This window comes from Paenibacillus sp. XP01 (assembly GCF_057364885.1).
Genome location: NZ_CP139481.1, coordinates 1449945 through 1471815 on the forward strand (window position 1 = coordinate 1449945; position 21871 = coordinate 1471815).

Annotated in this window: 18 protein-coding genes; 11 read left to right on the top strand and 7 right to left on the bottom strand. The window is 50.7% G+C overall.

Features of this window, described 5'->3' with window-relative positions; translation table 11 throughout:
- Nucleotides 1–145: 145 nt before the first annotated feature.
- The 8 genes from SNR34_RS06545 to SNR34_RS06580 all read left to right on the top strand — a co-directional run bounded on the left by SNR34_RS06545 (nucleotide 146) and on the right by SNR34_RS06580 (nucleotide 8578).
- Nucleotides 146–433 carry a hypothetical protein gene (locus tag SNR34_RS06545; RefSeq protein WP_236415172.1) on the top strand — a complete coding sequence of 96 codons (288 nt, stop codon included), beginning with the start codon at nucleotides 146–148 and terminating at the stop codon, nucleotides 431–433.
- Between the two features lie 70 nt (nucleotides 434–503).
- Nucleotides 504–923 carry a hypothetical protein gene (locus tag SNR34_RS06550; protein ID WP_486181461.1) on the top strand — a complete coding sequence of 140 codons (420 nt, stop codon included), beginning with the start codon at nucleotides 504–506 and terminating at the stop codon, nucleotides 921–923.
- A 53-nt stretch (nucleotides 924–976) separates the two neighbouring features.
- Nucleotides 977–1546 (top strand): GNAT family N-acetyltransferase, encoded by a 570-nt coding sequence (locus SNR34_RS06555; protein ID WP_486181462.1) that lies wholly within the window; start codon nucleotides 977–979, stop codon nucleotides 1544–1546.
- Between the two features lie 316 nt (nucleotides 1547–1862).
- The gene (rhaD, locus tag SNR34_RS06560) at nucleotides 1863–2714 is read left to right on the top strand and encodes a rhamnulose-1-phosphate aldolase (RefSeq protein ID WP_236415168.1); all 852 of its coding nucleotides are present in this window, start codon (nucleotides 1863–1865) and stop codon (nucleotides 2712–2714) included.
- 329 nt (nucleotides 2715–3043) lie between these two features.
- A complete protein-coding gene (locus SNR34_RS06565; protein ID WP_339276614.1) occupies nucleotides 3044–4861 on the top strand; it encodes an APC family permease in 1818 nt (605 codons plus the stop codon).
- A gap of 302 nt (nucleotides 4862–5163) precedes the next feature.
- Nucleotides 5164–6129, top strand: coding sequence for a carbohydrate ABC transporter permease (locus SNR34_RS06570; protein ID WP_339276615.1), 966 nt, complete (start codon nucleotides 5164–5166; stop codon nucleotides 6127–6129).
- The gene (locus tag SNR34_RS06575) at nucleotides 6126–6950 is read left to right on the top strand and encodes a carbohydrate ABC transporter permease (RefSeq protein ID WP_343260019.1); all 825 of its coding nucleotides are present in this window, start codon (nucleotides 6126–6128) and stop codon (nucleotides 6948–6950) included. Before SNR34_RS06570 ends, SNR34_RS06575 begins: the two co-directional genes overlap by 4 nt.
- Nucleotides 6951–7192: 242 nt before the next feature.
- Nucleotides 7193–8578: an ABC transporter substrate-binding protein gene (locus SNR34_RS06580; RefSeq protein ID WP_343260018.1), complete on the top strand. Its 1386-nt coding sequence runs from the start codon at nucleotides 7193–7195 to the stop codon at nucleotides 8576–8578.
- A 252-nt stretch (nucleotides 8579–8830) separates the two neighbouring features.
- Here the strand turns inward: SNR34_RS06580 and SNR34_RS06585 are convergent, their stop codons facing one another.
- Both SNR34_RS06585 and SNR34_RS06590 read right to left on the bottom strand, forming a co-directional pair.
- Nucleotides 8831–11434, bottom strand: a complete 2604-nt coding sequence (locus SNR34_RS06585; RefSeq protein WP_486181463.1) for a glycine betaine ABC transporter substrate-binding protein — start codon at nucleotides 11432–11434, stop codon at nucleotides 8831–8833.
- A complete protein-coding gene (locus SNR34_RS06590) occupies nucleotides 11431–12630 on the bottom strand; it encodes a quaternary amine ABC transporter ATP-binding protein (RefSeq protein ID WP_236415161.1) in 1200 nt (399 codons plus the stop codon). The genes SNR34_RS06585 and SNR34_RS06590 overlap by 4 nt, the downstream gene beginning before the upstream one ends.
- A 493-nt stretch (nucleotides 12631–13123) precedes the next feature.
- Here SNR34_RS06590 and SNR34_RS06595 point away from each other — a divergent pair, with 493 nt between their 5' ends.
- Nucleotides 13124–13699, top strand: coding sequence for a GbsR/MarR family transcriptional regulator (locus SNR34_RS06595; RefSeq protein ID WP_236415160.1), 576 nt, complete (start codon nucleotides 13124–13126; stop codon nucleotides 13697–13699).
- A 49-nt stretch (nucleotides 13700–13748) separates the two neighbouring features.
- Here SNR34_RS06595 and SNR34_RS06600 read toward each other — a convergent pair whose 3' ends face one another.
- Both SNR34_RS06600 and SNR34_RS06605 read right to left on the bottom strand, forming a co-directional pair.
- Entirely contained in the window at nucleotides 13749–15365 is a 1617-nt protein-coding gene (locus tag SNR34_RS06600) for a helix-turn-helix domain-containing protein (RefSeq protein WP_486181464.1), read from the bottom strand.
- Nucleotides 15366–15525: 160 nt separating this feature from the next.
- A complete protein-coding gene (locus SNR34_RS06605) occupies nucleotides 15526–16797 on the bottom strand; it encodes a DUF5050 domain-containing protein (protein ID WP_486181465.1) in 1272 nt (423 codons plus the stop codon).
- Nucleotides 16798–17051: 254 nt separating this feature from the next.
- Here SNR34_RS06605 and SNR34_RS06610 point away from each other — a divergent pair, with 254 nt between their 5' ends.
- Together SNR34_RS06610 and SNR34_RS06615 are read left to right on the top strand one after the other, a co-directional pair.
- The gene (locus tag SNR34_RS06610) at nucleotides 17052–18065 is read left to right on the top strand and encodes a Gfo/Idh/MocA family oxidoreductase (RefSeq protein ID WP_486181466.1); all 1014 of its coding nucleotides are present in this window, start codon (nucleotides 17052–17054) and stop codon (nucleotides 18063–18065) included.
- A gap of 34 nt (nucleotides 18066–18099) precedes the next feature.
- The gene (locus SNR34_RS06615) at nucleotides 18100–19083 is read left to right on the top strand and encodes a Gfo/Idh/MocA family protein (RefSeq protein ID WP_486182413.1); all 984 of its coding nucleotides are present in this window, start codon (nucleotides 18100–18102) and stop codon (nucleotides 19081–19083) included.
- On the opposite strand, the gene SNR34_RS06620 is transcribed toward SNR34_RS06615, so the two are convergent.
- From SNR34_RS06620 to SNR34_RS06630, 3 genes are all read right to left on the bottom strand, one after another.
- Nucleotides 19074–19868, bottom strand: a complete 795-nt coding sequence (locus tag SNR34_RS06620; RefSeq protein WP_486182414.1) for a MurR/RpiR family transcriptional regulator — start codon at nucleotides 19866–19868, stop codon at nucleotides 19074–19076. The genes SNR34_RS06615 and SNR34_RS06620 overlap by 10 nt on opposite strands.
- Nucleotides 19869–19981: 113 nt before the next feature.
- Nucleotides 19982–20827 (bottom strand): ABC transporter permease subunit, encoded by an 846-nt coding sequence (locus SNR34_RS06625; protein ID WP_486181467.1) that lies wholly within the window; start codon nucleotides 20825–20827, stop codon nucleotides 19982–19984.
- Nucleotides 20820–21782 (bottom strand): ABC transporter ATP-binding protein, encoded by a 963-nt coding sequence (locus tag SNR34_RS06630; protein ID WP_486181468.1) that lies wholly within the window; start codon nucleotides 21780–21782, stop codon nucleotides 20820–20822. The genes SNR34_RS06625 and SNR34_RS06630 overlap by 8 nt, the downstream gene beginning before the upstream one ends.
- Nucleotides 21783–21871: the final 89 nt, after the last annotated feature.

Below are 21871 nucleotides of genomic sequence, written 5' to 3' on the forward strand. Positions count from 1 at the left end.
CCGGATAAGCCGGTGGTTTTTTTATTAATTTTATTATAAATCTAGCAGGTCTATGAAAAATGGACGTAACGACACGTGCATTTACCGCTGCAATTATAGATTCGGCGCATAGAATGCATTATCAAAACAAGAGGAGGTGAGTTCGATGGCCATCCTTTTACCACAACAAACTTACGCCCTTGCCGCAAACGTCGGCAGATCGTATTACGAGAGCCTGGCGGGAGGTATCAACGCCAGCGTGACCGTGAACAACGTTGGACCTGCATCAATAAATCTGGTCATTACGCGTGTTGATGGTCCGAGTGTGACGTTTGCAATCCCTGCGGGAAACGGTCTTACGATTACCGTTAATGGGTTGCTCGTGGCTGGTTTGTTGACGACTGCGCTCGGCGCCGCTACCGGCACGATTCAAGTGGCAATTGCCGAATTCTGATTTGAATGGTGTATAGGTAGACAAGCAAGTCCCTGCACGGACAAGTTCCGGCAGGGGCTTGTTTTTTTGGTTGAAGCTCAAGGATAATGAACAAATCACAACGGTCAAATATGAGGGCAATTGGAAGAACGATAAAAAAGAGGGACAAGGAACGTTATTAACTACAGATATCACGGTTCAAGGCGAAATGATGGGAGAGAGTCTCCAAACCGGAATCTTTGCCAAAGACAAGTGGATTAGCGGTTATGAGGTGGAGCATTTTTTGATGGCAGATCCCCCTTATAATTTTACATATAAAGATCCGAATAAAACCATTCGAGTGATGGGCGGCGCCGAGGGCATTCTTACAGGATTAAAGGAAGGCTATTTCTTCGCTTTTACTTATCAGAAAGGCAAGATCTATAAGGATGTGGGCGTTGGCGATGAGTTTGACCAAAAACAATTTGCCGCTTTCATTAAAACCAGTTTATTCTGCTTGGAATCGACGTAATTTTTGGTATAGACAGCCGTTCACGGCTGCCGAAATAGTAGGAGGGATTCTTTATGGAACGTACTGTTTTTCTTGAAACGGAACGCTTGGCGTTCTCGACCTGGACGAGAGAGGATTATGCGCTCGCCGCATCGTTATGGGAAGATCCGGAAGTGGGCAAATGGATCAGCAGCAAAGGTTATTTAAGCGAGGATGAGGTGGAGGCACGCCTCGAACAGGAAGTAAAACGCGAACAGGAGCTGGGGATACAATATTGGCCCATCTTCGAGAAAGAATCAGGCCAGTTTGTAGGGTGCTGCGGCCTTCGTCCGTATGAAGATCGAGAGCGGGTATTCGAGCTTGGTTTTCATCTAACCCGGGATCAATGGGGGAAAGGCTACGCTACGGAAGCGGCCAGGGCGGTGATTGATTATGCCTTTACGAAAAAAGGGGCGGAAGCGTTATTTGCCGGGCATCATCCGGCTAACGACGGTTCCGGGAAGGTGCTTCGCAAACTTGGCTTCACTTACCAGGGCGAGGAATTTTATGAGCCGACGGGCAAGATGCACCCTTCATACATCTTGTTGAACAGCGATAAGCAATCTGAACGGGTTGGAGATCGTGGCCGGGTGGGTTATAGTTAACATTGTTTTTATGCTTTTTTTATGTCGTTTTCAGCTTCTATTAAGGTAGCGGGGGTAAGATAGATTTTGTAAACCCCTTCTCGTGTTAGATAGATGTGTGACTGACCTCGTCGGATGCCGACGAGGTATTTTTTTATTCGTTTTTCAAAAAAACGTCAAAAACAAAAGTGAACAAAGATAAATAAAACTAAATAAATAATAAATCGATTGACTTATAAAGATAAACAAAGGTATAATGAATGTGAAAAAAGGAACGTATTCGTCCGTGAAGTGCCGTGAATTTTCATTCGATGAACAAATAAAGGAGAGAACGATCATGAACATGATCTTTAAGCATGACCCCGCGCAAGTTGCCGGCTGGGACATTCCATTTGTCCGCGAAATGGCGGAAATTACGCAGCATATGTGGAAAAACGGCTGGGATGAACGCAATGGGGGCAATGTCAGCTATTTGCTTGATGAGGAAGAAGTAGCCAGGTATGTCGATATCCATCAGGTGCTTCGCACGATCAAACCGGCTTTTTCGGTCGAAGAATTGGCAGGAAAATATTTTATCGTTACCGCTTCGGGCAAATATTTCAAAAACGTGCTTGCCGATCCCGAAAGCAATCTTGGACTGCTGCGCGTATCGCAGGATGGACAGCAGCTGGAAGTGCTGTGGGGCTTCAAGTCAGGAGCAAACCCGACGAGCGAATTGCCGACGCACTTTATGAGCCATATCGAGAGATTGAAGGCAGACCCGAATCATCGGGTCGTCATGCACAACCATGCAACCAACGTGCTTGCAATGACTTTCATCCATGAGCTTGACGAGAGCCGATTCACCAGAACGCTTTGGCAGATGTGTACCGAATGTGTGGTGGTATTCCCGGATGGCGTCGGCATCATCCCTTGGATGGTACCTGGTTCGAACGAGATCGGCCAGGCGACTGCGGAAAAAATGAAACAATTTCACGCCGTCATTTGGCCGCAGCACGGCATCTTCGGTACAGGCACAACGATTGACGAGGCGTTTGGTTTGATTGAAACGATCGAGAAGGCGGCACAGGTATACATGCTTGTCGCAGGCCATGAGATCAAACAACGCATCACGGATGAACAGCTTGCCAACCTTGCGAAGGCTTTTGGGGTTACGCCTCGGCCGGGCATTTTGAATGTGGCCCTGTAATCCTCGAGGAACTCGTCTGAACGAAAATACAGGCGTTCTTCAGCACTTGAACAGCATAGGTTTTTCCAGAATGGCAAACAATACGCTAGGATGGTCTTCGGTGAACGCAAAAGCCGAAGGCTATTTTTCATTTTCAGGCAAGCAAACGTCGTTTTGGACCAAAAAACTCTGATTTGTGCATAAAGAACGGCTTTGTTATTCATTATTGAATCGTAGAATGCATTATCGCGCGCTGGCGAATCCCGGGTGAAATGACATATTGTCATCGGCACGGCGATTTTGCATAATAACAATGCTCCACACATGAAAGACGGAAGGAAGTCATGATTATGTTTGGCAAAATGAAAAGAGTCCTGATCGGCAAACCGATGAAATCCACTGAATTGGATGCGGAAAAGCTCGGGAAATGGAAGGCGCTCGCCATCCTTTCCTCCGATGCGCTGTCTTCCGTAGCCTACGGCACGGAACAGATTTTGCTGGTGTTGATTGCGGCCGGATTCGCCGCCTTATGGTATTCGGTGCCTATTTCCCTGGCTGTTCTCGGACTGCTCGTCATATTGATTTTTTCATATCGCCAAACCATATTTGCATATCCAACGGGCGGCGGCGCCTATATTGTGGCCAAGGATAATCTGGGCACAACGCCGAGCCTGATTGCAGGGGGATCGCTGCTTGTCGATTACATCCTGACGGTGGCCGTCAGCTCGTCCGCAGGCACGGACGCCATTACGTCGGCATTTCCTGCGCTGCATGATTACAGCGTGATCATCGCGCTGGTCATGATTTTGTTTTTGACGATCATGAATTTGCGCGGGGTTACGGAATCGGCCTCGGTACTGGCGATCCCGATCTATCTGTTTATTTTCTCCATCGCGATATTGATCATCTCGGGGGGCATCAAATATTTTACGGGCGGGGTTCATGCGGCCGCTCCCGAGTTTGGAAACACGTTATCCCATGTGAGCCTGTTTCTGCTGCTGAAGGCGTTCAGCTCGGGCTGCTCAGCCTTGACCGGCGTGGAGGCAGTCAGCAATGCCATCCCGAACTTCAAACAGCCTGCCGAAAAGAACGCCGCCGGCACGCTTATGCTTATGGGATGTATACTGGGGGCCATGTTCATTGGCATCACCTTGCTAGCTTTTGCTTACGGAGTGAAGCCTGACCCCAAAGCAACGGTTATTTCCCAAATCGCCGAATCTACATTTGGACGGGGAACGATGTATTTTATCATTCAGGGTGTGACTGCGCTCATCTTGTTCCTGGCGGCGAATACGGCATATTCCGCTTTTCCGCTGCTGTCCTTCATGATGGCCAAGGATAAATATATGCCGCATGCGTTCATGGTCCGGGGCGACCGGTTGGGCTTTTCGAACGGCATCATTTTTCTCAGCGTCATGTCCGCCTTGCTCGTCGTTGGGTTCAAAGGCAACACGGAAAGCCTGATTCCGCTGTATGCGGTCGGCGTATTCATTCCGTTTACGCTGTCGCAGCTTGGCATGATGATCCGCTGGATCAAAGTCAAACCAAAGGGCTGGGGCGTCAAACTGTTGGTCAATACGATCGGCATGCTGACCACGCTTTCCATCACGCTGATTTTTATTTTCACCAAATTCACGCAAACCTGGTTCATCTTCATTTTCCTGCCTCTGGTGGTGTACGTGTTCATGCGCATTCATCGCCACTATTGCAACATTGCGGACGAATTGCGAATCAACATTGCGGAGGAGAAACCGATCCCGAAAGGTAACACCATCGTGATTCCGGTAGCCGGCATTACGCGCGTGGTCATGAACACGATTAGTTACGCAAAGACGATGTCGGATAACGTGGTGGCGCTGTACATTGGCTTTGACGATGAAGCGATTCGCAAAATGGAGCGGAAGTGGGAAGAATGGAACCCCGGCGTACGGCTGGTCGTGGTCAAATCCAGGTATCGCAGCATCATGGGCCCGCTTAAAAAATTCATTGATACGGTGGAATGGAAAACGGCGGAAACGGACCACATCACCATTCTGATCCCGCAATTCATTACAAAGCATTGGTGGCAAAACGTGCTTCACAACCAGACCAGTTTCATGATTCGCGCATACCTGATTAATTACAAGGATGTGATCGTAACGACAGTGCCATATCATCTTCATCGATAAACATGAGTGATGTCGTAGTTTGTAAAAACGGTTCATTCGGATTCGACCTTGCTGATTTATCTTCCATTTACAATGCAAAACCGCTCCGGCTCTGCTTATCCAGAGCTGGCGCGGTTTTTTGTTCATGTCCGCAGAACACATATGTCCTTATTTTATCCATGATTTAGTTAATGTTACAGTTGATAGTTAACATGAACTTGATTTAGAAGAAATTGTCCGGTGACATTTTCCTTTTAGACTAAAAAGCAGGGTTAAGAGCTTAACTTCATATCGAAAGGTAAATCAAGGGGGAAGACCATCCGATGAGTGAGCTTGACAAACGGATCAGCTTGCCAACGTCCAGAGCACGCGTTTCCGAGGCAGCAGAACAGCGGCGCACGGCTTCGCTCCGCGTGCAACGACTGCGTGAGAACATGCTGGCTTATGGTTTCTTGGCGCCATCGCTGCTTCTGTTTGCGGTGTTTTTGTTTTATCCGATGTTCAAGTCCGTGTATTTGAGCCTTCATTCCACGGATCCGACCGGGCAGATTGCAGCATTTGTCGGGTTGGACAACTTCAAGGCCGTGTTTCAGTCGGGATTGTTCTTTCAAGGAATGAAAGTAACGCTGTTGTTTGTTCTGTTGACCGTACCGACAGGCATTTTTGCTGCACTTGTTCTGGCGGCTCTTACGCACAACCGCTTTAAGGGCATGCGCATGTTTCAATTCGTTTTTTCACTCCCGGTAGTACTGTCCGTAGGTTCGTCTGCGGTCATCTGGAAGTTTCTGTTTCACCCGACGCTTGGCATGCTTAACTACCTTCTTGGCAAGGCAGGCATCGAACCGATTCCGTGGTTAACCAGCCCGGATTGGGCTTTGTTTTCCATTTCCATCATGACCATCTGGATGAACCTGGGCTTCAACTACATTATCATTTCCAGCGGATTGCAGGGCATTCCGGACGAGATCTACGAAAGCGCCAAAATCGATGGGGCCGGAGCGCTGCTCACGTTTCGAAAAATATCGATGCCGCTGCTGTCGCCCACTCTGTTTTTCGTGACTGTGGTATCGATGATCGGTGCGTTCCAGTCGTTTGGCCAGATCAACATTCTGACCCGTGGCGGTCCGATGGACAGTACCAACGTATTCGTATATTCGATTTATCAAGAAGCCTTTATCAATTTCCGTTTCGGGACAGGCAGTGCTCAAGCGCTCATTTTGTTTGCCGTGATCATGCTGCTGACGCTGATCCAATTCAAGTGGGTGGAAAGGAAGGTGCATTACCAATGAAAGCGTCGTGGACGACCAGAACGCTGCTGTACATCGTGTTGACCATCTGCGCTGCGTTGGTGCTGTATCCCGTCATGTACACCTTTTTCATGGCCATCATGAGCCCGGAGGATGCCAGTGCGTATCCGCCGCACATCATTCCGCAATCTGTGGATTTGTCCAATTTCGCCGAAGTGTTCGAGATCGTGCCGATCGGTTCGTTTATCGGAAACACGTTTCTCGTCTCCGGCGTTACGATGCTGGGACAGCTCGTTACGGCGAGCATGGCGGCTTATGCTTTTGCCAAAATGCAATTCAGGGGCAAAAACATCATGTTCAGCCTGTTCGTGGCCACCATGATGATTCCGTGGGAAGTGACGATGATCCCCAACTATCTGACGGTCCGCAGCTGGGGCTGGCTGGATTCGTACCAAGGATTGACCGTGCCGTTTCTGGCTACGGCGTTTGGCACGTTTCTTCTCAGACAGTTTTTCATGCAGCTGCCGAAAGAATTGTTCGAAGCGGCCAGAATGGATGGATGCGGCCATGTTCGTTATTTCATTTCCCATGTGCTTCCCTTATCGCGTCCGGCACTTGGCACCCTGGCGATCTACTCGTTTCTGAACATGTATAACTCATATTTGTGGCCATTGCTTGTCACGAACACTCCGGAAATGCGCACCGCGCAAATCGGGATCTCCATGCTGGAATTTCAGGAATCGACGTCATGGAATCTGGTGTTTGCAGGAACGGCATTGGTCATTCTCCCATCGTTATTGCTGTTGATTTTTGGCTTGAAGCAGCTGGTACGCGGAATGGCCGCCGGTGCGCTCAAGGGTTAATAAAAATAAAAAAATGGGACGTTCAACAAGGTGCGGCTATAAGCCAGGAGTAGTGGAGAAAACGAGATCGATTCTGAAGAAGCGCGAGCGTTCGCCTTTGTCTCCGAATTTCATGCCGAAGCAGAAAATAAATCAGGGAAATCTGGAGACAACAGCGATCGGAAGAACGATTTCGATTCGGAACGTCTACTCGTGCTGGCTTCCAAGCTTTGATTTTGAACGGGCCCAAAAGGAGAGAGAACATGAACAAGAACGTACGTATGAAAAAAAGAGGAACGTTTGCACTCATGCTTGCAGCACTCATGTTGGTCATTTCCGCATGCGGAGGAAAAACGGATACAGCCACCACCTCCGGAGGTGCCCAAGTGGATACGGTTGCGGCATCTAACAACGATCCGATTCAATTGACTTGGTGGCATTCCATGTCGGGTTCAGGGGAGAAGGCGATCAACCAGCTTGCCTCCGATTTCAACGCCAGCCATCCGGACATTCAGGTCAAAGCGATTTATCAGGGCAAATACGATGAAAGCTTGAACAAACTCAAAGCGTCGATGGGGTCGGACAGCGGTCCGGACATTATCCAGGTGTATGAGATCGGCAGCAAATTCATGATCGATTCCGGCATGATCACGCCGGTGCAGCAGTTCATCGACAAGGAAAACTTCGATCTGTCCAAGCTGGAACCCAATATCATTCGCTATTACACCATTGATGGCAAGTTGAATGCGATGCCGTTTAATACGTCCAACCCGATTCTGTATTACAACAAGGATGCCTTCAAAGCAGCCGGACTGGACCCGGAAAATCCTCCAAAAACATACGAAGAGTTCGAACAGGCGGCCAAAGCGCTGTCCCAGAACGGCAAGCCCGGAGCTTCCATGGCGATCTACGGCTGGTTCATGGAGCAGTATTTTGCCAACCAGAATGCAGATTATGTTAACAACGGCAACGGAAGAAGCGAAGCTGCAACCGAATCTTTGCTGAATTCCGAAGCTGGTGTAAAAACATTGACTTGGTGGAAAAAAATGATCGACGATAAAACGCTGGCCAACCTCGGACGCAGCACGGATGATACGTCAGCGGCCTTTGCCGCGGAGCAGATCGGCATGACGCTGGACTCAACGGCTTCCTTGCGTGGTATTGTGGAGAAGGTTGGAGGCAAATTTGAACTGGGAACAGGCTTCCTGCCGCGTCCATCTGATGTAAAAGAAGGCGGCGTTGTCGTTGGCGGAGCCAGCCTGTACATCATGAACAACAAATCCGAAGCCCAGCAGCAAGCGGCATGGGAGTTCATCAAGTATTTGGCAACACCTGAAGTGCAAGCGAACTGGAGCGTGGCGACAGGATACTTCCCCATTACGACAGCAGCCTACGACCAGCAAGTATTAAAGGATAATATGGCGAAGTACCCGCAATTCCAGACAGCAGTCGACCAACTTCACGCTTCCGTGGATTCGACGGCAACTTCCGGCGCGGTGATGGGCGTTTTCCCCGAAGCCCGTCAAATTGTCGAAGGCGCGATCGAAGCCGTGTTGAACGGTCAAGGCACACCTCAGGAAGCATTGGATACGGCGGCGAAGCAGATTACGGAGAAGATTGCACAGTACAACGCAACGGTGAAAAAATAAGCAGGTTGAAAAGAAGGATGGATGTGGCAGGCAACAACAGGTTTAATCCGTTTGCGGAGGCAACGCGTGCGGAAGTGGTTACGCTGCTGATGTCTGCAGCAGAAATGCAGAATTAACCGTAAGTGAATTTAGAATGTACCGATAAAATGTCGAACGATGCAAAACAAGCTGCTCCTGGATAGGAGCAGCTTGTTTGCGTAATGAATGAAGAACATAGAAGGACATATGCATAATGGCTTTTTGCATAGCGGATTATTGCTTCAAATCTTCAATGGAACTGATGTTCATATAGCTTGGAACGACGAGGCCCGTACGGACGCCGGTCATGTTGGTGCCGAGATCGTCCAACTGGTCTTTGTACTTGGCCCAGTAATCGGCATGCGTCAGCGGCAGCCAGGCTGCCGGGGAAGCGTCCACGTCCCCGGTGGCAACCCCGGTCCACAAAGGTCCGGGCTCTACTTGCAGCGCGGTGACTTTATAGCCCAGATCATTTTCCAAAACGTATTTCAACAGATTGGTGCTGGCGATTTCCGAATCCCATGCAACATATCCAAGGCGGAACGTATCCCCCTTGACGGGAGTCAACCCTTTGGTCCATTCGGCGATTTGCTCGGGATGTTTGCCGGCATAATCCTTTGCTGCTTGCTCAGGTGTGGTGCCGTCCTGGATCGCGATCATCATTTCGCCCATTTGGTCTGACGTCCAATTGAAGCGGGACAGGAATTCGTAGGCAACCGGATGATCGTCCTTCAGGCCTTTGCGGGCAATCGTATGAATTTCTTCAGCATCCCCGTACACTTTATCCGGATCATCCAAATATTTCAGATCATATTGATTGAACATCCAGTGCGGCGTCCAACCGGTAACGATAATCGGCTCCTCGTTTTTGTAGGCTTTATCCAGCGTCGCCGTCATAGCGGCACCGGAGCCTTCAACCAGATTCCAACCGGTCAGCCCGTACGTTTCGATCGCGCTGGCGGTAGACTTCATGATGCCTGCTCCCGGATCGATACCGATAATCTGATGGCTGACTGCATCTCCTACATTCGCTGCTATGTCCGCATTGGCAGGAGCGGAGGCGGAGCCGGACGAAGCGGCTCCTGTCTCCAGATCTTCAATCGAATTGACATCGGTCATATACGATGGGACGACAAGGCCGGTACGGACGCCAGTCATATTGGCGCCAAGGTCGTCGACCTGGTCTTTGTAACGCGCCCAATAATCGGCATGGGTGAGCGGCAGCCATGCGGCAGGCGAAGCGTCGACATCTCCGGAAGCAACGCCGGTCCACATCGGTCCTGCTTCGACTTGAAGCGCATTGACTTTATAGCCGAGTTTGTTTTCCATGACGTATTTCAGCAAATTGGTGCTCGCGATTTCGGAATCCCAAGCGACGTAACTCAGTTTGAACGAATCTCCATTTACCGGAGCAAGGCCTTTCGTCCACTCATTAATTTGATCGGCATGTTTCTCTGCATAATCTTGCGCCGCTTGCTCGGGAGATGTGCCATTCTGAATGGCAATCATCATTTCGCCCATTTGGTCCGAGGTCCAATTGAAGCGGGTCAGGAATTCATAGGCAACCGGATGATCATCCTTCAGGCCTTTGCGGGCAATGGTATGAATTTCCTCGGCATCGCCAAACGATTTTTTCGGATCTTCCAAGTACTTCAGGTCGTATTTGTTGAACATCCAGTGCGGCGTCCAACCGGTAATAATGAGCGGTTCTTTGTTTTTGTACGCTTTGTCGAGCGTGGCCGTCATGGCAGCACCCGATCCCTCAACCAGCGTCCAGTCGGACAAGTGGTAATCCTCGATCGCTTTGTTCGCGGATTTCATGATGCCTGCCCCAGGGTCGATACCGATAATTTGGTAATTAACCTCGTTACCAACCGTGTTAGCCGATGTATTCCCCCCGGCAGACGTATTTCCACCAACGAAATATTGGGAGAATCCGGCAATGAGCACGACCGCTGCGGCAGCTACCGTTATCCACGCTTTTTGCTTCGACGATACGCGGGAAGACTTCTTCCGGCCAGGCATAAACAGGTTTTGTGTAAATCGGTCCAGCACGATGGCCAGCACCACGACGGCAAGCCCGGCTTCGAAACCTTTACCGATCTGAAGCTGCGTCACGGCCCGGTATACCTCTGCACCGATGCCTTGCGCACCGATCATCGAGGCGATCACGACCATGGACAGCGACAGCATGATCGTTTGGTTGACCCCCGACATCAGCGTAGGCAGTGCCAGCGGAAGCTGCACCTTGAACAGCTTTTGCCCGGAGGTGGAACCGAACGCATCGGCCGCTTCCACCAGTTCGCCAGATACTTGGTTGATCCCCAGATGGGTCAAACGAATCGTTGGCGGAATGGCGAAAATGACTGAAGCGATAACCCCTGGAACGACGCCCAGGCTAAAGAACGTAACAGCAGGCAGCAGGTAAACGAAGGCAGGCATCGTCTGCATGAAATCCAGCAGCGGAGTGATGATGCGTGCCGCCGTTTTGCTGTATGCCAGCCATATTCCGATCGGAACGCCCAACAGGATCGAGATCAGGCCCGAGGTAATGACAAGCCCCAGAGTGTCCATCGATTGGGTCCAATACCCGAGGTTTTCGATCAGCAAGAAACCGATGATGGTGAAAAGGGTAAGCGGCAGACGGCCTACCAGATAGGCCAATACGGCCAAGATGGCAATGAACAGCAGCGGATGCGGGAGCAAAAACAATCCCGAAAAGAAATCGACAACCGCTCCGATCACCGTCGATATGACATTGAACAGGCCGGAGAGCGAATCGCTCATCCAGTCGACAATGGCTTCAATCCACGATGCCAGTGGAATTTTCGGTATCATTCTCCGGGCACCTCCTCTTTCGTTACTTCACCGCTCAACGCACCAAGCAGGGCTCCCCGAACGATGACGCCTTGCAAGCGGCCGTTTTCGTTCACGACGGCAAGAGGCACCTGGGAAGAGCTTGTAATTTCAAACAGCTCGTGAATCAACGTTTCCGGCGCAACCTGCGGCCCGTCGGTAATCAGAATATCATTGAGCGTTTTGTTTTCGCGCATGGCACGCGAAGCGTCCTCCGCGGTAATGACGCCGAGCAGCTTTTTCGCTCGGTCAATGACGAACAGGTTGGAAATGCCTCGTTCGCGCATCAATTCGAGTGCAACGCGCGGACCGCGGTCCGGCGTAATCGTTTCGGGCCTGCGCATGACGTGGGCAGCCGTGAGGACTTTGGACAGATCCACGTCTTCGACGAAGCGGGCCACATACGAGTTGGCCGGTTGAATCATGATTTCTTCCGGAGTACCGATCTGTACGACGGCGCCGTCTTTCATGAGGGCAATCCGATCGCCGATGCGCAGCGCTTCGTCCAAGTCATGGGTGATAAAGATGATCGTTTTTTTCATTTTATCCTGAAGCTCAATCAATTCATCCTGCATATCCCGGCGAATCAATGGATCGAGTGCACTGAACGCTTCGTCCATGAGCAGTACTTCCGGATCGTTAGCGAGTGCGCGAGCCAGACCGACACGCTGCTGCATGCCGCCGCTCAACTCATCGGGCATTTTGTCTTCCCAGCCCTTAAGGCCAACCAGCTCCAATGAGGTTTTGGCTTTCTCGCGGCGTACGCTTTTGTCCACCTTTTGGACTTCAAGGCCGTACTCCACGTTTTCCAGCACGGTGCGATGAGGGAAGAGCGCGAATTTCTGAAATACCATGCTGATCGTCTTCCGGCGTACTTCGCGAAGCTGTTCCTTGTTCATTTTGCGCAAATCCTTGCCATGAACGAGAATCTCTCCCGACGTCGGTTCGATCAGACGGTTAAACATGCGAACCAGGGTGGATTTACCACTCCCGGACAGTCCCATAATGACGAAAATCTCTCCTTGGTTAATCTCCATGTTGACCCGGTTGACACCAACCGTAATTTGTTTCTCTTTAGCCAACTTTTCCTTGCCCCAACCTTGTTCAAGCAGTTGCAATCCTTGTTCGGTGTGGGGACCAAACAGTTTGCTTACGTTCCTTACTTCAAGTATGGTCAATTGCCTTCACCCCTTCTGATGTGTTGTGCACTTCGAATGGCCTGCAGCTATACGCAAGCCCATACACTTGCGAGCCTAGCCACGAAATCCGGTTTTGCTTTGGCTTCCCGTCTTTCTGGGTAACGTTAATATTCTAACAAATAAACAAACTGTATATCAAACGAACAAACAGTACATAATGTTTGTACAGTAAAAACTGTACAAAGTTTCTCTCCGAAATGCTCCCTGATGCTCATTATTATGGCAAATAAGGCTTCTTTACATTTGATAAGGCAACTCCTACAATAGACAATGAGCTGAATCTAAGCTTTTTTTGGGGTTATGCAATAGTCATGGGCACAGCAATATGGAAATCTGCCCTTAACATGCATTCGGTATTGTTGCTTCTGGCATATAGAATGTCCTGTCGAATGCATTCCCATGTAAGCTGGATGATTTCCGACATTGCATTGATTTTGCCAAGACTGGAATGTTCAGAATGGAGGTTGCAAGCATGAGCTTGGACCATTTGCAAGAAGAACAGCAGGCAACCGTTCTTAAAATTCGTAAGCGCGTCATTGAAGCCATCGGGCGCAACATGGATTTATACGGCGTTACGCTGTCCACGGGACACTTGTATGGATTGCTTTTTTTTGCAGACAAACCGATGACCCTTGATGATATGGGCCGGGAAATGGAAATGAGCAAAACGAGCATGAGCACCGGCGTACGGAATCTGCTGGATCTAAAAATGGTAAACAAAGTGTGGAGCAAAGGTTCGCGAAAAGATTTGTATGAGGTCGAATATGATTGGTATCAAACATTTACGGATTATTTCGTCATTAAATGGAGAAAAGCGGTCGAGAGCAACCTGCAGGTGTTTCGCAAGTCGATCGAGGAATTGAACCGGCTCGCGGATACGCTGAACGAAGAGACGGATGCGGAGCTTCTGCGTATTCTGGAACAGGACAGGGGCAAAATGCTGCAAGCGGAAGCCTATTATAAATGGTTGGATCGCCTGATTGATGCCATGGAGGATGAAGAGATATATAAGCTGGTTCCGCGTGAGGAAGTCAAAGATCGGTCCTAGCGCACACGAAAAAGGCACTTTCCGTTCAAAGGAGAGTGCCTTTTTTCATTTAATAGGCCTGAAAGAGTGCTACATGACGGTCAGCCAATTGTTCAAGTTCGTTTAGAATTTGCTGGCGGCCCGAAGGGGTTCGGCTCATTCGCATCCAGTCCTGGATCTCGTGTACGCTTCCCTGAAGAACGGCTGGAGATCGGTTCCAGGCCGCGGTTTGTTTTAAGCGTCTGAGCATTTTCTCGCTGCCCGCCTGTTCAGGAGAACGGAGCAGCAGCAAATGGTCTGTGTCCAGCAAAGGAATACTGTCGGCCGTGTATTCAACCCATGCATGAATGTTGGGCTGGGTTAAGCTTGCAGGCTGCAGGCAAAGACGATGATACAGCAGTTCGTTCAGCGGGTGCTCCAGGCCGCCTTGGATACGAATGCAATAGGGCGTGATTTGCAGCACCGTTACACGTTCCCTGCCGAAATGCTGCCGGAGCCTTTTGCTCACATCCAGTGCGCGAAATTCCAATTGTTTGAGATTTTGCAGGGCTCGTTCTTCTTGCCCCGCCAATTCGGCGATACGCCAGTGGGTCTCCTTCCAGTCCAGCGACGGGTCGATGAACACGGTAGGCGCGATCATTTTCAGTTGATCCGGCAAGAAGCTAGGGTTACGGTCTGCGATGATCAGATCGGGTTTGGTCCGACGCAATCGATCAAGCAGCCCAATAAGCTGACGAGATTGATCGACGTCGCCTTGTTCCCGTTCCTTTGAGACGCCGAGGGCTGCTGCCGCTTCCAGTCCAAGGGAGGAAAGATGATCCTGGAGATGGCTGGTGGAGACCGTGGCTATCTTCAATTGTCTCCTCTTCATATATAAACTTGGTGCCATGCCGAAGCTCTGCTTGAATTTGCGGCTGAAATAATATTCATTGCCATAGCCTACGGACTCGGCCACGTCCTTGATGGTCTGTTTGTCCTGGCTCAATAATCGTTTGGCCTCGTCGATCCGCATCCGGTTCAGGTAGTCGGTGGGAGACATGCCTTTGGCCTTCTTGAAGCTGCGTGAATAGGAGCTGGCGGTCAATCCTGCGATTTTGGCTAGTTGTTCCATGCTGATTCCTTCGCTCATATATCGTTGCATATATGCAATGCTGCGTTCCAAGGAAAGATCAACCTTCTCAAGGTTGTCTTCCAAACGGTGTTCCGACAAGTGCTGCAGCAATTCATGCAGTTGGCTGTGGACGCTGATGCAGTGCTCTTGTTGCCGTGTCCCGTGATAAGCTTCATGGAGCCGAATGAAACGCTGCACGGATTGGGACTCATGACGCACGCGCAGCCTCCCGGTCGGCCAGTGAAGCGGAAACTCGGGATGGGGGAGCATATGCCATTCACCGCGTACCTGCTTCAGCCTTACGGTGTTCATGCTCAGCAAAATGCACTCCATCGGAGTACGGGAAGCCGCTTCAATCGTTGTGCCTGTTTCCAGGAAAAACAAATGGTTGGCCTGAACCGTATGTACCTTATCATTCAATACCAGAAGACCTTCTCCTTGCAAAACAAGGCAGAGCATGGGCCGGGTTACGGCTTGTTCGCGCAAACGGAAATTCTCTCCACGGCGTACACGGCACATGGATGAGAGAAGCGGCAGTGATGAGGTTTTGGAAATGAAGGGAAGCTGTTCAGTCATACGGACCATCCTTTGATTTCATTTTCTTAATGATAACAATTATCATTCTCAAATGGAAGGCGTTTTTAAGTTTTATTGCCAAACTTAGCCCCGGAAAAACAAAAATACCCTGAACACGGATGGTTCAGGGTATCCTTCATGGATTTGAGATCAGCCTTTTTTAGTTAGGCGTTGCCAACAAAATGCGGTCGGCGTACACTTCGCTGAGCACTTTTTTGCCAGTGCCGTTCGCTTGCACATGGTAAAGGCGGAACTGATCATCGGCATTCAAGTAAAATACGCCTGGAACTTCGTTGCCGAATTGATAATAATCCCATTCTTCCCCGGCCAGCTTGGTCACTTTGAGCGCCGTATTCACGGCGTAAATGCCATTATAGTTGGAGATGTAGGCCAGCGTCGGCGAAGCGTTCGTCAGTTGTGAACCGAGAGAGTTCACGCCGCTGAGGTTGAGGTTGGCCGTTTTGATGACTTTGCTGGCCGATACCGTTTTGCCGTAGGCTTTTTTGTCCGCATCGATAATGATGACTTTGTCCGTACCGACCATCGTTGTTTCACGCACGCTTTTGCTGTGGAGCTGCATCGTTTTGCCCGCCGTGGTCAGTGCAAAGGCTTTGCCTGTAGCATAGTTGTAATCCTTGTTGCTGTCCAGCTTGATGCCTTTGTTGTAAACGTAAAGATTGCCTGCCCAACCGCCGGAATAAGCGGCATTAACGTCCAGCTTCGCCTTCGGATTGACGGCTTTGCCTTTGCCGGTGCTGTAGTTGACGGAATACATAACGACGGCGTTGGTCGAGTAGACCGTTTCGTATTCGTCGGTATTGACCATCATGAGCAGTGCGTTTTTGGTAGAGTTGATGAAATAGCTGTCTTCCACGGCGCCGGCTGCAATGGATTGAACGGAACCGCTGCCGTTTGTAGCTTTGGAAGCAACGTACGTTTTGCCGTTAATTACTGCATTGTAGTAGACTCTGCCTTTGCTTACATATAGCAGAGGGAAGTCCGTATTTGCCCGGTCGGCGATTTTTTGGACCGTGGATGGAGCACTGTTTCCGTTGGTACGGTAGATGGCACCCTTGGAATCAAGATAATAAATGAAGCCGTTATCCGTAGCGTAGTCCAGCACATCCTCAGCAAAGGTTTCGCTCTCGTCCTGCGAGCCGTCATTTTTCACCCGGTGCAGCGTCGTGGACGTTGCAGTTTCCGTGTAATAGAGGTAGGAGCCGGCTGCTTGAAGCCCGGATCCTTTAAAGTCGAGCAATACTTCCGTCGTGCCGGAACCGTCTCCGGATACTTTGTAGAGCACGCCGTCCGAATCGTAATATACCGTTGATTGGCTAAGGGATGCCGCTTGCGCTTTACCTCCACTTACCAGTGCTGCTGTGGCAAACAGGGAAACCATCAGCACGGCACACATCGTTCGTTGCAGTCGCAAAGACCATTTTTTCATAGACCCATCTTCACCCTTCGTTCGCAATGTATGTATATAATACCTTAAAATATATCGGTAATCTATGGAAAAAATGTTAGAGCAACGCGGGAAATGTTTTTGGAATGAAATTCGATTTCATTCTGTTGGACACATATAGAGAATCTATGCACGCTGCGGCCAATACCTTCCGAAAGCATTCCCCGAACCGACCCCGTGCTGGTACCATGGCGATATCAAGCGAATAAGGAGTGAAGCGAATGATGAATATCGCCATGATTGGGTTCGGAAACGCGGTCGTAAACTACCATTTGCCTTACTTGGCAGGGAGAGAAGGGATTAAAGTAAAAACGATCTTCCGCCGGGAGGAGGACCGCGTCGGGGATATGGAGCGTGAAGCGTATTATCCGGATATTGCATTCACGAGCGACCTGAACGCCGTATTGTCGGATCAGGACATCGAATTGATCGTTGTGGCGACCCATGTGGACAGCCATTTCGAATATGCCAGACTGGCGCTTGAACATGGCAAGCATGTGCTTGTGGAGAAGCCTTTTGCCTCCACCTCGGAAGAAGCGCGCCGTATTTTTGAGCTTGCAGAACGGAAAAACCTGATTGCCATGGCCAATCAGAACCGCAGGTTTGACGGGGATTTTCTCACGTTGAAAAAGGTTATGGAGAGCGGCAAACTCGGCCATATCGTTGAAATTCAATCGCACTACGATTATTTCAGGCCAGCCTGGGTCAAACCGGGATTCACGATGCTGCACGGATTGGCTGTGCATCCCATCGATCAGCTGATCTCCCTGTTCGGCAGGGCAGACCGGATCGATTACGATGTCCGCAGCCTTGCTTATCCGGGCGAATCCGATGATTACGTGGACATTGATTTTCGCTACGGCAAGGCCAAAATGACCGTCAAGTGCAGCATGCTCGTCAGCATCGAGCATCCCAAGTTCGTCGTTCACGGCGACCGGGGCAGCTTCGTCAAATACAGCAGCGGCCACCAGCACAAGAACGAGCATGGACCGACCGTCGTTTCGTTTGAGCCGGAGGACGAAGCCAATTGGGGAACGCTCCGTTATGTCGACGATGATGGGAATTCCCGCACGGAAAAGGTTCCGTCGGAAGTAACGGATTACGGCATCCTGTATGAACAGCTTCTCGCGGCAATACGGCATGGGACAGACAAGCCGGTCAAGGATGACGAGGTTCTGTACGTCCTGGACATTTTGCAGCAAGGGGTAAAAGTGGCCAAACAGGCTCAAGCATAAATTATTATGAATGATCAGGAGTGAAGAGAACATGATGAACATTGCAACGATCGGCACCGGAAGCATCGTGGATGCCATGTTGGCAGCGATCAGCGAAGTGGAGAGAGTAACTTGTACCGCGATGTATTCGCGCAAACGGGAGACGGCTCAGCCTCTGGCCGACAAGTATGGGGTCGATTCTGTTTATACCGATCTGGAGGCGCTGTTTGCTGATACAAATGTGGATGCCGTATACATCGCTTCGCCGAACAGCCTTCATTATGAACACGCATATAGGGCAATGGAGCATGGTAAACACGTCATTTGCGAGAAACCGTTTGCGTCCAACCTGGCCGAAACGGAATCGCTCATCGCCCTTGCCAAACAGAAAAACCTGTTCCTTTTCGAAGCGATCTCCAACATCCATTTGCCGAACTACGCGGCGGTGCAGGAACAATTGCCCAAGCTGGGCCATATCAAATTCATTCAATGCAACTACAGCCAATATTCCCGAAAATACGACCAGCTGTTGGCAGGCGAGACGCCGAACGTATTCAATCCGCAATTTTCCGGCGGGGCGATCATGGACATCAACATCTACAACATTCATTTCGTCATGAAAATGTTCGGTGCTCCGGAATCCGTGACCTATACGGCGAACAAACACGCCAACGGGATCGACACGTCAGGCGTTGCCGTGCTTCAATATCCCGACTTCATTGCGGAATGCGTGGGCTGCAAGGATACGAGCAGCATGAATTTCGTGCTGATTCAGGGCGAGAAGGGATATATCCAGGTCGTCGGCGGCGCCAATGGGTGCCGGGAAATCAAGGTGCAGATCGGCGAGAAAACCGAAGAGCTGAACCGCCAAAACCGGAAGAACTGGTTTTACTACGAGTGGGAGACGTTCCGGGACATTTACGAAAGCGGAGATCAACAGCGCTGCCATGAACTGCTGGCGCACAGCCGATCCGTCATGAGCGTGCTGACGAGTGCGCGCAAGGACGCAGGCATTCGATTTGCAGCCGATCAGGCCTGATTATCGGACTCGTCGATGCTGCACATGTACAGGATGTCGAAGATGTACATGACGGAAAGCATGGAGGACATCTTGCTAAGCCGCAGTTGGTCGCTGTATGCGTAAGTAAGCAGCGTTTCATCACATTGCTTTGCCAACGTCGAATCATTGTTGCCAGTCACGGCAATGACGTTCATCCGTTTGCCGCTCAGAAGGCTCGCCGCTTCAATCATGGCAGGATTCTCGCCGGTGTGGGAGATGACAAAGGATACCGTAGCCGATCCGGCGTGCACGGTATTCAAATAGTGCCTGTTCGGCGTATTGTGGGCAATGGCAGGCAGGCCGAGTTCATTCCATTTGGTACAGGCCTGCCGCGCCACGTCATAGTTCACGTCGCTTCCGTAAATATCGATCCGGCTGGACTGTTTCAGCGTCCTCAAGATGCGCTCGATCACGGCGCCGTTCAACATCCGCCGCGTCTCGGCGACGGCTTGCTGATACAGGTATGGCACGGATTCGATCGCGGTTTGCACGTTCCCGAACTCCGGCGTCTGCACCTCTGGCGATGCGATGGCGGAAGGGGCCTGCACGGTTTCGAGCGCCAGCTTCAACTGAAAGTCCGGGTACCCTTTGGTACCCAGTTTTTTGCATAAGCGGACAATGGTCGATGAGCTTGTAAAGGTTAAATGAGCCAGCTCCTGGGCCGTGGAATGGAAGACGGCTTCGGGATGCTGGAGGATATAATCCACGATGTGCTTTTCCTGTGTCGTTAAATGCTGCGCGTATTTCATTTGAAGAAGTAACATGGGTTCCAATCCTCTCCGTCGTCTTGCCGTCTCCAGCTTCATGTCCCCTTATCATACCGCGCCTCATACAGTTTCTCAATCAAGTCCAGGCGCGGGACATGTCGGTCCCGAAGTCAGATCTGGCTCTCTGCAAGCTGCTGGCGACGATTCCACATTGAGACAAGGCGCAGCAGCACGAAGCAAAGGCACAGCAATACCGCACCGATGACGGCGAGCAGCCAGGGACGAAGCAGCAGCATGCCCGTAGCCTGGGCACCGATCAGGGCGAGCAAGGGGAGAACGACGACGCCCCCCAATTGGTAAGCCTCCTGGAACCCCCGTACTTTGGCCGAAATCAGCACATTGAGCAAAATGACGACCAGACTGCACAGCGGAATCACCCATAAGATCAGGAGGATCCAATTCAGGTTGGGGAACATGATCTGTCCAAACATCGGATACATGATCACATTGGCGATCACGCCGAAGATCAGAAAGGTTGCCCATGATAAAATAATAGAAGGAATCAGGGCAGCCAGCACCTTTGCCGTAAATAACGTGTTCATGCTCACAGGCGTGAATAGAAGTCCTTCCAGCGTTTTACGCTCCTTCTCGCCGGCAAAGCTGTTCGCCGTCAGAATGCTGGACGCCATTACCGGAATGATGAGAAACAGCGGGGCAAACATATAAAGGGCCAAATAATAGACGATCCGTTGATTATCGGTCGCCATATGCGCGAGCTGAGGGATCTGTCCCGAAGCGGTCAAGGCATCGAGCGTGTCCAGGACCGCCCCCATATTACCCAGCTCGCGCAGATCCAGGCGTGAAGCCAGCCATAATAAAGCTGTGGGCATCGCTACTCCAATGATGAGAGGCACGATCAGCATCGGCAGCCACAGTTGTACACTGGCGGTAATGGCGCGTATGTCTTTACGGACCAGTGCGCGAAGCGCCCGGTTTTGGTGAGCGTTCCTATTCATGACGGTGAGCCTCCCTTATGGAAAAATAAACACTCTCAAGGTCGCTGTTCATAATCCGGGACTGATAAACCTCGCCAATTCCGGTTAACGTTCGCAGCAATCGCGGTATTTGTTCGCGTGACTCCAATTGGAATATGGCTTTACGAGGCGTCAGGATTTCCAGAGAGTACCCCGGCAAGTCCAATGCCCGCCACCCGCCTGGCAGGTCGGCTTCGATTTCCACTTTGGGCCGCCCCAGATAACGGTTTACGATGTCTTCCTCGGTGCCTTCCTCTACTTTACAGCCGTTCTCCATGAAAATGTAATGATCGCATACGGCCGACAATTGGGACAGTACATGGGAAGACACAAGGATCGTGATGCCTTCCTCCCGATTGAGCCGTCGGATCATGCCCAGCACCATCTGAATTCCATCCGGATCGAGACCGTTCGTCGGTTCGTCGAGAAACAGAATGGAGGGGGAGTGGAGCAGCACTCGGGCCAGTCCCAGCCGTTTTTTCATGCCTGTGCTGTATGTGCCTACTTTCCGATCTACATATTCCGAAAGCTCGAAAAGAGCAACAAGTTCATCGATACGTGCGGCGGCCTGTTTGACGCCGAAAACCTCCGCAAAAAAAAGCAGATTGTCCCGGCCGCTCATATTCTCGTACAATCCGCTCTGTTCCGTCAGCGTGCCGCACATGGCCAGCACCTTCTCCGCATCGGTTGACGGGTCCAAACCGCCAATCTTGATTTTGCCTGCGGATGCGCCGAGCACCCCGTTCATAATGCGAATCAGTGTAGTTTTACCCGATCCGTTGGGGCCGATGAGCCCTGTCACGCTGCCCTGCTTGATCGTGAAGCTGACATCGTTCAGCGCCCGATGGATCTCGAATTGTTTGGAAATATTGCATACCTCGATCATGATGTCACCGCCGTCTTCCCGACCTGCCCGATGGTTGTGTTGGTTTTGCAAGAACATAATCGGGTATGATCTGAATTTTAAAATAGTACGTTTAGGACCCGATTTTCGTTCAAATGGAAAAAAAGATCGACTTTGTCCTT